This is a genomic window from Streptomyces sp. TG1A-8 (assembly GCF_030499535.1).
GTDB lineage: Bacteria > Actinomycetota > Actinomycetes > Streptomycetales > Streptomycetaceae > Streptomyces.
This window is the reverse complement of record NZ_JASTLB010000001.1, coordinates 1,344,499-1,357,209: the sequence shown is the minus strand read 5'-3', so window position 1 is coordinate 1,357,209 and position 12,711 is coordinate 1,344,499. Positions and strand designations below refer to the sequence as shown.

Here is a 12,711-nt window from a genome sequence, read left to right as displayed (position 1 = left end):
GCCGGAGCGTCCTGCCGGTCGGGGCCGGTCCGTCCCTCAGCCTCCCTCCCGCAGTCGGGGCAGCACCTTCGTCCGGTAGAAGTCGAAGAAGCCGCGCTGATCGGGCCCGATCTGGTTGACGTACACCCGGTCGAAGCCGGCGTCGGCGAACGCCCTCAGTGCCGCTACGTGCTCGTCCACGTCGTCGCCGCACACCGTCTTCTCCCGCACCATGTCCTCGGTGACCAGCTCGGACAACTGCTCGAAGTGGCGCGGCGAGGGAAGTACCTGGCCCATCTCACCGGGCAGCAGCTCGTTGTACCAGAGCCTGTGCACCGTGCGGACGCACTCCTCGCGGTCGGGTCCGTAGCAGACCTTCGTGCCGCCGCTGACCGGTTTGGCCCCGCCGCCGCCCTTGCGGTACTGGGTGACCATCTCCTCGTCCGGCATCATCGTGATGTAGCCGTCGCCCACCCGCGCGGCGAGCGAGGTCGCCTTCGGGCCGAAGCCGGAGACGTCGATCGGGACGGGCTCGTCGGGGACGGTGTAGAGACGGGCGTTCTCCACGGTGTAGTGCGTGCCGTGGTGGTTGACCTCCTCGCCGGTGAACAGCCGGCGCATCACCTGGACCGCCTCCTCCAGCATCTCCAGGCGCACGTGCAGCGGCGGCCACGGGTCGCCGAGGATGTGCTCGTTCAGCGCCTCGCCGGTGCCCACGCCGAGCCGGAAGCGGCCCTCGGTCATCACCGCTGCGGTCGCCGCGGCCTGCGCCACCACCGCCGGGTGCATCCGCACGGTCGGACAGGTCACCGCCGTCTCGATGGGCAGCGACACCGCTTCGGACAGCGCGCCGATCACCGACCAGACGAACGGGCTCTGGCCCTGCGCGTCGTTCCACGGGTGGTAGTGGTCGGAGATCCACAGGGCCTGGAAGCCGGCCTGTTCGGCCATGCGGGCCTGTTCGACGAGTTCGGCGGGGCCGAATTCCTCGCACGACAGGAAGTAACCGAATTCGGGCATGGGTGCACCTCCGCGCGACCGGTTCGGTCGGGATCGGGAACGGGAACGGTTGGTTCCTGCTGGGACCCGGGCCGGGTAACCCCGGGCCGACCGGCCGAAACGCGGGCCCCCGGGGCGTCCGGGTGACGTCCGCGGCGTTTGGGCGCCCCGGCCCTGGTTACGCGGAAGGCCTGGGACGGGCCACACCGCCGGAGGCGCACCGTGAGTCGACCTCGCGTCGTGATCGTCGGCGCAGGGTTCGCCGGTCACCGGGCTGCCCGTGCACTGGCCCGGCTGGTCCGGGGCCGTGCCGACCTGACGCTGCTCGACCCGAGCGGCTACTTCCCGTGCCTGCCGCTGCTGCCCCGGGTGGCCGCCGGAGTGCTGGAGCCCCGCCGGGTCACCGTCCCGCCGCCCGGCACCCTGCGCGGGGTGCGGCTGGTGCTGGGCGAGGCGGACCGGGTCGACCTCGACGGGGGCGTCGTCCACTACACCGACCCCGAGGGCGGCGCCGGCGCCCTCGGCTACGACCGGCTGGTGCTGACCGTCGGCGGCACTGACGGCCGGCCCGTGCCCCGCCCGGTGCGGCTCGCGGTGCGCACGATGCCGGGCTCGGCCGCGCCCGACGAGCAGTTGCACGCGGCCGGCACCGACGCCGCGGGCATCGCGGCGGCGGTGAAGCTGCCGGTCGAGGAGGTGGTCGTGCGATGAGCCGGGATCACGGCGAAGGGGTGCGGACCCTGCGGGCGGGCCGCCGCACCGTGGAGGTCCACCGGCCCGGGAAGGTGCTCTTCCCGGGCGGCGGGCGGACGGAGGAGTACACCAAGGGCGACCTCGCCGACTACTACGCGAGCGTGGCCCCGCAACTGCTGCCGCAGCTGCGGGGCCGCCCGTTGATGCTGGAGCGCCACCCGGACGGCATCGACGGGCCCCGCTTCATGCAGAAGAACGCCCCCGGGCACTGTCCGGACTGGGTCCACCGGGTCGAGGTCACCAAGGAGGGCGGCACGGTGACGCACGTGGTGTGCGACGACACCGCCACCCTCCTGTACCTCGCCGACCAGGCCTGCCTGACCCTGCACCGCTGGCTCTCCCGCACCGACCGGGCCGGCGGGCTCGACCACCCCGACCGGCTGGTCTTCGACCTCGACCCCGCCGAGGACGACTTCGCGGCCGTCCGCCGGGCCGCCCGCCTGCTCCACGAGCTGCTGGACGAGCTGGGCCTGCCCGCGGCGCCCATGACCACCGGCTCGCGCGGACTGCACCTCGTGGTCCCGCTGGACGGGCGCCACGACTTCGACGAGGTGCGGCGATTCGCCCACGAGGTCGCCGGGTTCGCCGCGGCCGGGCAGCCGGACCTGCTCACCACCGCGGCCCGCAGGAGCGAACGCGGCGACCGCCTGTACCTCGACGTGCAGCGCAACGGCTACGCGCAGACGGCCGTCGCCCCCTACAGCGTCCGCGCCCTGCCCGGCGCCCCCGTCGCGGTGCCCCTGACCTGGGAGCAGGTGGAGGATCCCGGCGTCGACGCCCGCCGCTGGAGCCTCGCCGACGCCGTCGAGCAGGCCCGCGCGGACCCCTGGCGGGACCTGCCGACCCGGGGCCGTGCCCTGGCACCTGCCCGCCGCCGCCTGGTGCGCCTGCGCTGACCTGCGGTGATGCGGGCCCGCCCGGTCACGGGCCCGTGAAGGTTTGGCCAAGGGGTTAGCGGTCACCCGCAATGAGAGGTGGCCATGTCGAACACAAAGAACACATCTCAGTCACAGAGTTCACAAGAACCCCAGGATTCGCAGGAAGCGCAGGAGACGCAGGACGACACACGGCAGCACGCGGCGCGCCGCCGCCGGCCGAGCCCCATGGAGGTGCTGCGCCAGGCGCGCGCCCAGCTCGCCGAGCTCACCGGCCTCACCCCCGAATCGGTGTCCTCCTTCGAGCAGACCGAGGACGGGTGGTCACTGGAGGTGGAGGTCCTCGAACTGGAGAGGGTGCCGGACACCATGAGCCTGATGGGGAGCTACCAGGTCGAGCTCGACCCGGAGGGGGAGCTGACCGGCTACCGGCGTGTCCGCCGTTACGAGCGGGGGCGGGCCGACGCGCGCCGGGGCGGCCACTAGGCCGCTCGCCCGCGCACCGCGTTCCCGCGCACACCGCGCAATCGACGACTTACGAGGAGGATGGGCCGGCATGACCGTAGTACCGGCACAGCAGACCGGCGGCGGAGGCGGCAGCAGCGGCCTCTACGACGTTTTGGAACTGGTCCTCGACCGCGGCCTGGTGATCGACGCGTTCGTGCGCGTCTCCCTGGTCGGCATCGAGATCCTGAAGATCGACGTCCGGGTCGTGGTCGCCAGCGTCGACACGTACCTGCGCTTCGCCGAGGCGTGCAACCGCCTCGACCTGGAGTCGGGCCCGAACAAGAGCCCCGGCCTGCCCGAGATCGTCGGCGAGGTCACCGAGTCCGGTGCCCGCGGCAAGTCCAAGGGCGCGCTGTCCGGCGCCGCCCAGACCATATCCGACGCCTTCAAGCAGGCCCGCGACGAGGGTGAGGCCGAACCCCGGCCGCGCGCCCGCAAGACCACGGCCCGCCGGAAGGAGGAGCAGGAGTGAGCACGTACGTCTACGGGATCACCGCCCGGTCGCACCCGGCGCTGCCCGAGGGCACGACCGGCGTGGGCGAGCCGCCGCTGGCGGTGCGCGTCCTCACGGCCGGCGACCTGGCCGCCGTGGTCAGTGACGCCCCGGAGGACCTGCGCCCCAAGCGCAGGGACCTGCTCGCCCACCAGAATGTGCTCGCCGAGGCCGGCACGGGCGGCTGCGTGCTGCCCATGCGGTTCGGCAGCGTCGCCCCCGACGACGACGCCGTCACCCAGGTGCTCACCGAGCGCTCCGCCCACTACCAGGAGCGGCTGCGCGAGCTGGACGGCAAGGTCGAGTACAACGTCAAGGCCAGCCACGTCGAGGAGGCCGTCCTGCACCGCGTGATGGCCGAGAACGCGGAGCTGCGCTCCCTCGCCGAGGCCAACCGCAAGGCGGGCGGCGGGAGTTACGAGGACAAGATCCGCCTCGGTGAGATGGTCGCCGCCGCCGTGCAGGCCAAGGAGGGGGAGGACGCCACCGAGGTGCAGGGCCTGCTGGAGCCGGCCGCCGCCGCGACCAGCGTGGGCCCGCAGTCCACCGGCTGGCTGCTCAACGTGTCGTTCCTGGTGGCCCGCGACTCGGCCGGGGACTTCATCGCCGCCGTCGAGGAGGTCCGCAGGAGCCACGCCCACCTGGAGCTGCGGGTGAACGGCCCGCTGCCCCCGTACAGCTTCGTGGAGCCCGGCCCCGCCGAGCCCGCGGGCAGCGCGGCCGGCGCGGGCTTCGGCGCGCAATAGCGGTCCGGGCCCGTACGGACCCCGACGGAAGGGAGAACACCATGGGACTGATCGGCGAGGTGCTGCTGCTGCCCTTCGCACCGGTGCGCGGAGGCGCGTGGGCGATCAGGCAGGTGCTCCAGGAGGCGGAGCGGATCTACTACGACCCCGCCACCGTACGGGCCGATCTCGCCCGGCTCGAAGAGCAGCTCGAGGCGGGCGAGATCACCGAGGAGGAGTTCGACCGGCGCGAGGACGAACTCCTCGACCGGCTGGAGACCGCCCTGCGCTCCGGCACGAACACTGGCGACGGGACGACACGATGAACCGCACGGGACTGGGCCTCGCCATAGGGGCCGGGTACTTTCTGGGACGTACGAAGAAACTGAAGATGGCGCTCGCCGTCGGCTCCCTCGTGGCCGGCAAGAAGCTCAACCTGAGCCCCCGGGGAGTCGCCGAACTGGTGAGCCAGCAGCTGCGTGACAATCCGCAGTTCAAGGAGATCGGGGACCAGCTCCGTCAGGACCTGCGGGGCGTCGGCAAGGCCGCTTCCGGGGCCATGGTCGAGCGGCAGATGACCGCGCTCGCCGACCGGCTGCAGGGCCGGACCGCCCAGGTGCGCGACCAGCTCTCCGGGGTGGTGCCCGGCACCGGCTCCGACGAGCAGGACGACCGGGACGAGCAGCGCGACGACGAGGACGCCCGCGCAGGCTCCGACGGCCGGGACGCGGCCGAGCGCGACTCCGGCGACCGTGACAAGGTGGAGCAGGAGGGCGACGACGGCGGGGCCCGGCAGGAGGGGCCGCCGCGCAGGAAGGCGGCCAAGAAGGCGCCGTCGAAGGACGCCCCCGCCAAGAAGGCCGCGCAGGCCAAGGCCCCGGCGAAGAAGACGGCGGCCAAGAGGACCGACGCGGGCCGCAAGACGGCCGCGAAGAAGACCGCCGCGGCCGGCGGCGCCCGCTCCCAGCTGCCGAAGGGCGGCGATGACCGATGACCGAGACCGTCGGGGCGGCCAGGGACAAGGCCAAGGACAACCCGTTGACCGATCTCGCCCACAGTGAGGCCGCCGACCGCCTGAAGTCGGAGGCGCAGGAATACCTGTCAGCCCAGGCCCAGCGCGTGCTGGCGGGCCTGGGCCGCAAGCTCGGCCAGACCACGAGCAGGCTCAACGACATCGCCGAGGGCAACAGCCCGGGCTTCGCCAAGCTTGCCCTCGACGGCGGCCGCAAGCTCGCCGAGGGCAAGGGCCCGCTGCGCACCGCAGTGGAACTCGGGGCCTCGCGCGTCAAGGAGAACGTCATGGGCGCGGTGAAGAATCTCGGCGGCGGTGGGAAGGGCAGGAGAAAGGGCGGAGGGGGCAACAAGCCCACCGTCATCATGGAGTCCATCGACGTCGGCGTGCCGCTGCGCACGGCCTACGACCAGTGGACCCAGTACCAGGACTTCAGCACCTTCGCCAAGGGCGTCAAGAGCGCGAACCGCGCCGACGACACCACCTCCGACTGGCAGGCGAAGGTCTTCTGGTCCAACCGCAGCTGGAAGGCCCACACCACCGAGCAGCTGCCCGACCACCGCATCCAGTGGACGTCGGAGGGCGCCAAGGGCACCACCAAGGGCGTCATCACCTTCCACCCGCTCGGGGAAAACCTCACCCGCGTCCTGCTGGTCATGGAGTACTACCCGAGCGGCCTCTTCGAGAAGACCGGCAACATCTGGCGCGCCCAGGGCCGCCGGGCCAGGCTGGACCTGAAGAACTTCGCCCGCTTCATCAGCCTCAAGGGCGAGGCCCAGGACGGCTGGCGCGGTGAGATCCGCGACGGCGAGGTCGTGCGCAGCCACGAGGACGCGGTCGCCGAGGAAGAGGAGCAGCAGGCGCAGGACGCCCGGGACTCCGACGCCGAGGACTCGCGGTCCGGGGCCTCCGACGAGGAGGCGTCCGGCGAGGACGTCACCGACGAGGAGGCCGGCGAGGACGAGGACGGGGCTCCCGAGGCGGAGGCCGACGAGGAGGCCGGCGAGGACGAGGACGCCGAGTACGAGGACACCGCGTACGAGGACGAGGACGCCGAGGACGGGGAAGAGGACGCCGAGGAGGGTCCGTACGCCGAGGACGTGGCGGACGCCGAGGACGACGAGGACGCCGAGGTGCCCGAGGAGGAAGAGGACGAGGAGTACGAGGACGCGGCGGACGCCGAGGCGCCCGCTGACGAGGACGAGGACGAGGAAGAGGTGGAGTACGAGGAGGAAGAGGAGCCCGAGTACGCCGAGCGAGGGAGCCGTCGATGACGACGGCCGGCCGGTTCCCCGAGCCCTACGGACAGGGCGGAGGGGCCAACCTCGCCGACATCCTGGAGCGCGTGCTCGACAAGGGTGTCGTCATCGCGGGTGACATCAGGATCAACCTGCTCGACATCGAACTGCTCACGATCAAGCTCCGGCTGATCGTCGCCTCGGTCGACAAGGCCAAGGAGATGGGGATCGACTGGTGGGAGACCGACCCGGCGCTGTCCTCCGGGGCACGCCGGGACGAACTGGCCCGGGAGAACGCCGAACTGCGCGAACGCCTGGCGCGCCTGGAGGAACTGGAATCGGGCCGCGTGCCGAGGGAGGCTCCGTGACCGGACTGCGGTACGTCTACGCCGTGTGCCGTCCGCCCGGCGCGCCCCTGCAGGCCGAGCTGACCGGTGTCGGCGGTGCCCCGCCGGGACTGCTGCACCACCACGGGCTGGTCGCGGTCGTCAGCCAGGTTCCGGAGGGCGACTTCTGCGAGGATGCGCTGCGCTCCCACCTGGAGGACCTGGACTGGCTCTCCGCGACCGCCCGCGCCCACCAGGGCGTCATCGACGCGCTCACCACCGTCACCACGCCGCTGCCGCTGCGGCTCGCGACCGTCTTCCGGGACGACAGCGGGGTCCGCGCGATGATCGAGGAGCGCGAGGACGACTTCCGCCGCATCCTGGACCGGCTGGAGGGCCGGGTGGAGTGGGGGGTGAAGGTGTACGTGGAGAGCGAGCCGGCCGAGCCCGCCCCCCCGGCGAAGCCCGCCAGCGGCCGGGACTACCTGCGCCGCAGGCGGCAGGACACGCACGCGAACGAGGAGAAGTGGCAGCGGGCCGAGGCGTTCGCGCAGAGCCTGCACGAGCGGCTCGCGGAGCGCGCCGAGGACTCCCGGATGCACCCCCCGCAGAACTCCGCGCTGTCCCGGGCCCCGGGCCGCAACGTGCTCAACGCCGCCTATCTGGTGCGGCGCGCGGACTCCGAGGAGTTCGTGGAGCTGGTGGACCGGACGAAGGACGAGGTGCCCGGGCTCCGCGTGGAGCTGACGGGGCCGTGGGCCGCCTACTCGTTCACCGGGGAGGAGCAGTGACCGTCGTCGAACGCCGCGAGGTCGCGCTGGTCGACCTGCTCGACCGGCTGCTGGCCGGCGGGGTCGTCATCACCGGTGACATCACCCTGCGGATCGCGGACGTCGACCTCGTCCGCATCGACCTGAACGCCCTGATCAGCTCGGTGAACGAACAGGTTCCCTCGCCCTTCGAGGTGCTGCCCGCCGCCCGGCCGCCCGTGGAGGAGTCCGCATGACCGCCCGCAACCGGCTCGACCTGGAACCCGACACGGTGGAGCGGGACCTGGTGAAACTCGTCCTGACCGTGGTGGAGCTGTTGCGCCAGCTCATGGAACGGCAGGCGGTGCGCCGCTTCGACACCGGCGACCTGACCGAGGAGCAGGAGGAGCGGATCGGGCTCACCCTGATGCTCCTGGAGGACCGGATGGCCGAGCTGCGGGACCGCTACGGGCTGCGGCCCGAGGACCTGAACCTGGACCTCGGACCGCTGGGGCCGCTGCTGCCCCGGGACTGAGCGGCACCGGCCCGGGCACTCCCGCGGGACGGTGCCCGGGCCCGGTTCCACGGCCCGCGGGACGGAACCGGTCCGTCAGGCCTCCTTGCGGCACAGGATCTCGCCGTGCAGGACCGTGAACCAGCCGTCCTCGCGCCCGCCCCACTCCCGCCACGCCCGCGACACCGCCTCCAGCCGCCCGGCGGTCGCGTGAGCGCTTCCGGTGGCGCGGTCGGCGTACGCCGGGGCCAGGGTCCGCTCCGCCCACAGCCCGCTCCACCAGGCCCGCTCCTCGGGCGTGGCGAAGGTCCAGGTGCTGGAGGTGGCCGTGACGTCGCGCAGCCCGGCGGCCAGCGCCCACGCCTTCAGCCGGCGCCCGGCGTCGGGTTCGCCGCCGTTGGCGCGGGCGACCCGCTCGTACAGGTCCAGCCAGTCGTCCAGGCCGGGTGACTCCGGGTACCAGGTCATCGCCGCGTAGTCCGCGTCGCGCACGGCGACGAACCCGCCGGGCCTGGTCACCCGGCGCATCTCGCGCAGCGCCTGCACCGGGTCGCCGACGTGCTGGAGCACCTGGTGGGCGTGGACCACGCAGAAGGTGTCGTCCGGGTAGTCCAGGGCGTGGACGTCCGCGACCGCGAAGTCCACGTTGGCCAGGCCCCGCCCGGCGGCGGTGGCCCGGGCCCGCTCCAGGATCCCCGGCGCGTGGTCGACCCCCGTGACGTGGCCGTCGGGGACCAGTTCCGCCAGGTCGGCGGTGATGGTGCCCGGGCCGCAGCCGATGTCCAGGATCCGCATGTGCGGCTTGAGCGAACCGAGCAGGTAGGCCGCGGAGTTGGCGGCGGTCCGCCAGGTGTGCGAACGCAGCACCGACTCGTGGTGCCCGTGGGTGTAGACGGCCGTCTCCCGCGTCTTCGGCATGGCTGTGCCCCTCCTCGTCGTACCCGGGGCGGGGTCGGCGACCCCGCCCCGCGGTGCGTTCCACGGTACGCGCGCATGCCACATGATGAGACCCCCGTCCCGTCATGTGGACGGAGCGGGGGTGGGGCGGGAGCGGGGGCGGGACCCTCAGGACAGCGGCCGGTACACCGTCAGGGCCTCGGGCAGCTTCTCCAGCAGCACGTCGCCGCCCACCTCGGTGACCTCCCCGTCGTACGCCAGGGGCGTCCCCGGGGCGACCCCGGTGAGCCGCAGCCGGTTCAGCTGGACCGCCGCGTGCCCCGGGGAACGGGTGAGCGGACCCGCCGCCGCGGCGGCCAGCAGCCGCAGCGCGGGCCTGCGGCCGCCGTGCACGACCCGCACGTCCAGCAGCCCGTCCGCCAGGTCTGTCCGCCGGCCGGGCGCGAGCCCCATCCGGTGGTAGACGCCGTTGCCGACGAACAGCATCCACAGCGGGCGGCGCTCGCCGCCCAGCTCCACCTCCAGCGGGTGCCGGTCGGCGCGCAGCACCTGCAGCGCCGCGAGCACCCCGGCCGGCCAGCCCCCGATCCGGGGCGACCAGTGCTCCCGCACCCGCACCAGCTCGGGGTAGACGCCCAGGCTCAGCGTGTTCAGGAAGATGCCCTCGCGGTCGCCGGCGACGAACCGGCCGATGTCCACCCGCACCGCCTGGCCCTCCCGGACGGCGTCGGCGAGCTTGCGCTCGTTCTCCACGCTCAGGTCGTACGCGAAGTGGTTGAGCGTGCCGCCGGGCAGCACCGCGAGCGGCAGACCGTGCCGGAACGCCGCCGCGGCCGCCGCGTTCACCGTCCCGTCGCCCCCGCACACCCCGAGCACCCGCGCCCGCGCCGCCGCCTTCTCCAGTTCCTCCTGCACCTCCTGCGGCTCGCACAGGACCGTCTCGGCCCCCGGCAGCGCCTCCTGCAGCACGCGCACCCGGTCGGAGGTGCCGGAGGCCCGGTTGGCGACGACCACCAGGCCCTCGCCCTCCGGCAGGGCCGGTGCCGCGGTCCTGGGCCGGGCCGGCGGCGTCACCTGGGCGCGGGTCGGCACCAGGCCCCGCACGGCGAACGCGGCGCCCGCGCCCAGCGCCGCCCCGGCCAGCACGTCGCTCGGGAAGTGCACGCCCGTGTAGACGCGGGACACCGCCACGGAGAACGCCACCGGCGCCACCGCCGCGCCCCACCCCGGCGACTCCAGGGCCACCCCGGTCGCGAAGGCGGCCGCCGACGCGGCGTGCCCCGACGGGAAGGACGTGGTGATCGGCTGCCGCTTCAGCCGCCGCGCCAGCGGCACGGGGTCCAGCAGCGGCCGGGCCCGGCGCACCGACCGCTTGCCGAGCGTGTTGATGGCCAGGGAGGCCACGCCCAGCGAGGCGACGCCCCGGGTGGCGGCCCGCCGGGCCCGCGGGGTGCGGCTCGCCGCGATCGCCGCCGCCGCCGCGAACCACAGCACGCCGTGGTTCGCGCCGCGGCTCAGCCTCGGCAGCACCCGTTCGGCGCCGGGCCAGTGCCACTCGGCGGCCCTCTCGAAGAGCCGGGAGTCGAGGTCGAGCAGCCCCCGCAGGGCGTGCCGGCCGTTCTTCGGGACAGCGGTCAGGTCGACGTCAGGGCTCATGGCGTGCGGTTACCCTGAAGCGGCCGTTCCTTGCGCCCCGTGTACGCCTCCACCCCGGCCCGCGCCCGGCCCGCGCCCGGCCCGCCCGTCGGCGAACACCGGCGTGGCCGTCCCGGAGGCTCCCCGGCCGGCGGCTTCACGGCACCGGCCCGGGCCGGCGCCACGGCCGTGCCGACGGGGAAGGGCGGTCCGGCGGGAGAACCGCCGGACCCGGCGGGGCGACCGCGTGCCCCGCCGGACGCCCGGGCGGCGCCCCTCCCGGCAGGGGGCGACGGCGCGCGAACCGTCGGATAAGCGTTTGCGGCTTCTTCGGTGCGGCCCGCACAATGCCTCCCCATGGGACATCTGGAAGCCGCGCACCTCGAGTACCACCTCCCCGACGGGAGGACGCTGCTCGGCGACGTGTCCTTCCGGGTCGGCGAGGGCGCCGTCGTGGCCCTGGTCGGCCCCAACGGCGCGGGCAAGACGACCCTGCTGCGGCTGGTCTCCGGCGAGCTGAAGCCGCACGGCGGCACGGTCACCGTCAGCGGCGGCCTCGGCGTGATGCGCCAGTTCGTCGGCTCCGTACGGGACGGCACGACCGTGCGCGACCTCCTCGTCTCCGTCGCCCCGCCCCGCATCCGGGAGGCGGCGAAGGCCGTGGACGAGGCCGAGCACGGGATCATGACCGTGGACGACGAGGCCGCCCAGCTGCGGTACGCGCAGGCCCTCGCCGACTGGGCCGAGGCACGCGGCTACGAGGCCGAGACGCTGTGGGACATGTGCACCACCGCCGCGCTCGGTGTCCCCTACGAGCGCGCCCAGTGGCGGCAGGTGCGCACCCTCTCCGGCGGCGAGCAGAAGCGCCTGGTGCTGGAGGCGCTGCTGCGCGGCACCGACGAGGTGCTGCTGCTCGACGAGCCGGACAACTACCTCGACGTGCCAGGCAAGCGGTGGCTGGAGGAGCAGCTGGCGCAGACCCGCAAGACGGTCCTGTTCGTCTCCCACGACCGCGAACTCCTCGCCCGCGCCGCCGAGAAGATCGTCTCCGTGGAGCCCGGCCCGGCCGGCGCCGACGCCTGGGTGCACGGCGGCGGCTTCGCCACCTACCACGAGGCCCGCCGCGAACGCTTCGCCCGCTTCGAGGAGTTGCGCCGCCGCTGGGACGAGAAGCACGCCCAGCTGAAGAAGCTGGTGGTGAACCTGCGCCAGGCCGCCGCGGTCAGCCACGAGATGGCCTCCCGCTACCAGGCGGCGCAGACCCGGCTGCGCAAGTTCGAGGAGGCCGGGCCGCCGCCCGAGCCGCCGCGCGAGCAGGACATCACCATGCGCCTGAAGGGCGGCCGGACCGGAGTCCGGGCCCTCACCTGTGAGCAGCTGGAGCTGACCGGCCTGATGAAACCCTTCGACCTGGAGGTCTTCTACGGCGAACGGGTCGCCGTCCTCGGCTCCAACGGCTCCGGCAAGTCGCACTTCCTGCGGCTGCTCGCGGGCCAGGAGGTGGCGCACACGGGGCGGTTCAGGCTGGGCGCGCGGGTCGTGCCCGGTCACTTCGCGCAGACCCACGCCCACCCCGAGCTGCGGGGCCGCACCCTGCTGGACATCCTGTGGAAGGAGCACGCCCAGGACCGGGGAGCGGCCATGTCCCGGCTGCGCCGCTACGAGCTGACGGCCCAGGCCGAGCAGTCCTTCGACCGGCTCTCCGGCGGCCAGCAGGCCCGCTTCCAGATCCTGCTGCTGGAACTGGCGGGGTCGACGGCGCTGCTGCTGGACGAGCCGACCGACAACCTCGACCTGGAGTCCGCCGAGGCCCTCCAGGAGGGCCTGGAGGCCTACGAGGGCACGGTCCTCGCGGTCACCCACGACCGTTGGTTCGCCCGCTCCTTCGACCGCTACCTGGTCTTCGCCGCGGACGGCCGGGTCCGCGAGACCCCGACCCCCGTCTGGGACGAACGCCGGGTGGAGCGGGCACGCTAGCCGTCCTGGCCCGCCCGGTCCCGCCCGGGGCC

General features: G+C 73.7%; 16 protein-coding genes. 13 read left to right on the top strand and 3 right to left on the bottom strand.

The features are described from left to right. Positions 1 to 36 precede the first annotated feature (36 nt). Complete coding sequence (locus QQY24_RS05550) at positions 37 to 999, bottom strand: LLM class F420-dependent oxidoreductase (RefSeq protein ID WP_301971537.1); 963 nt, start codon at positions 997 to 999, stop codon at positions 37 to 39. 201 nt (positions 1,000 to 1,200) lie between these two features. Between QQY24_RS05550 and QQY24_RS05545 the strand changes: the two genes are divergently transcribed. The 12 genes from QQY24_RS05545 (at position 1,201) to QQY24_RS05490 (ending at position 8,191) form a co-directional block, all read left to right on the top strand. Beyond that, positions 1,201 to 1,689: an FAD-dependent oxidoreductase gene (locus tag QQY24_RS05545; protein WP_301971536.1), complete on the top strand. Its 489-nt coding sequence runs from the start codon at positions 1,201 to 1,203 to the stop codon at positions 1,687 to 1,689. Beyond that, positions 1,686 to 2,627 carry a non-homologous end-joining DNA ligase gene (gene ligD / locus QQY24_RS05540; RefSeq protein WP_301971535.1) on the top strand — a complete coding sequence of 314 codons (942 nt, stop codon included), beginning with the start codon at positions 1,686 to 1,688 and terminating at the stop codon, positions 2,625 to 2,627. Before QQY24_RS05545 ends, ligD begins: the two co-directional genes overlap by 4 nt. Before the next feature lie 84 nt (positions 2,628 to 2,711). After that, the gene (locus tag QQY24_RS05535) at positions 2,712 to 3,092 is read left to right on the top strand and encodes a gas vesicle protein (protein WP_301971534.1); all 381 of its coding nucleotides are present in this window, start codon (positions 2,712 to 2,714) and stop codon (positions 3,090 to 3,092) included. Positions 3,093 to 3,162: 70 nt separating this feature from the next. Continuing rightward, positions 3,163 to 3,585, top strand: coding sequence for a gas vesicle structural protein GvpA (locus tag QQY24_RS05530; RefSeq protein WP_301971533.1), 423 nt, complete (start codon positions 3,163 to 3,165; stop codon positions 3,583 to 3,585). Next, on the top strand, positions 3,582 to 4,352 hold the full coding sequence (locus QQY24_RS05525; RefSeq protein WP_301971532.1) for a GvpL/GvpF family gas vesicle protein: 771 nt from the start codon (positions 3,582 to 3,584) through the stop codon (positions 4,350 to 4,352). Before QQY24_RS05530 ends, QQY24_RS05525 begins: the two co-directional genes overlap by 4 nt. A 41-nt stretch (positions 4,353 to 4,393) precedes the next feature. Continuing rightward, positions 4,394 to 4,657 (top strand): gas vesicle protein GvpG, encoded by a 264-nt coding sequence (locus QQY24_RS05520; protein ID WP_301971531.1) that lies wholly within the window; start codon positions 4,394 to 4,396, stop codon positions 4,655 to 4,657. After that, a complete protein-coding gene (locus QQY24_RS05515; protein WP_301971530.1) occupies positions 4,654 to 5,325 on the top strand; it encodes a DNA primase in 672 nt (223 codons plus the stop codon). The genes QQY24_RS05520 and QQY24_RS05515 overlap by 4 nt, the downstream gene beginning before the upstream one ends. Then, entirely contained in the window at positions 5,322 to 6,617 is a 1,296-nt protein-coding gene (locus QQY24_RS05510; RefSeq protein WP_301971529.1) for an SRPBCC family protein, read from the top strand. Before QQY24_RS05515 ends, QQY24_RS05510 begins: the two co-directional genes overlap by 4 nt. Then, a complete protein-coding gene (locus tag QQY24_RS05505; protein WP_301971528.1) occupies positions 6,614 to 6,949 on the top strand; it encodes a gas vesicle protein in 336 nt (111 codons plus the stop codon). The genes QQY24_RS05510 and QQY24_RS05505 overlap by 4 nt, the downstream gene beginning before the upstream one ends. Next, a complete protein-coding gene (locus QQY24_RS05500) occupies positions 6,946 to 7,698 on the top strand; it encodes a GvpL/GvpF family gas vesicle protein (protein WP_301971527.1) in 753 nt (250 codons plus the stop codon). Before QQY24_RS05505 ends, QQY24_RS05500 begins: the two co-directional genes overlap by 4 nt. Beyond that, a complete protein-coding gene (locus QQY24_RS05495) occupies positions 7,695 to 7,913 on the top strand; it encodes a gas vesicle protein (RefSeq protein ID WP_301971526.1) in 219 nt (72 codons plus the stop codon). The genes QQY24_RS05500 and QQY24_RS05495 overlap by 4 nt, the downstream gene beginning before the upstream one ends. Further along, positions 7,910 to 8,191: a gas vesicle protein K gene (locus QQY24_RS05490; protein ID WP_301971525.1), complete on the top strand. Its 282-nt coding sequence runs from the start codon at positions 7,910 to 7,912 to the stop codon at positions 8,189 to 8,191. The genes QQY24_RS05495 and QQY24_RS05490 overlap by 4 nt, the downstream gene beginning before the upstream one ends. A gap of 75 nt (positions 8,192 to 8,266) precedes the next feature. Here QQY24_RS05490 and QQY24_RS05485 read toward each other — a convergent pair whose 3' ends face one another. Beyond that, a complete protein-coding gene (locus tag QQY24_RS05485) occupies positions 8,267 to 9,088 on the bottom strand; it encodes a class I SAM-dependent methyltransferase (RefSeq protein WP_301971524.1) in 822 nt (273 codons plus the stop codon). A gap of 147 nt (positions 9,089 to 9,235) precedes the next feature. Continuing rightward, positions 9,236 to 10,723, bottom strand: coding sequence for a bifunctional phosphatase PAP2/diacylglycerol kinase family protein (locus QQY24_RS05480; protein ID WP_301971523.1), 1,488 nt, complete (start codon positions 10,721 to 10,723; stop codon positions 9,236 to 9,238). Between the two features lie 336 nt (positions 10,724 to 11,059). On the opposite strand from QQY24_RS05480, the gene QQY24_RS05475 reads away from it, so the two are divergent. After that, positions 11,060 to 12,679 (top strand): ABC-F family ATP-binding cassette domain-containing protein, encoded by a 1,620-nt coding sequence (locus tag QQY24_RS05475; RefSeq protein WP_301971522.1) that lies wholly within the window; start codon positions 11,060 to 11,062, stop codon positions 12,677 to 12,679. Positions 12,680 to 12,711 lie beyond the last annotated feature (32 nt).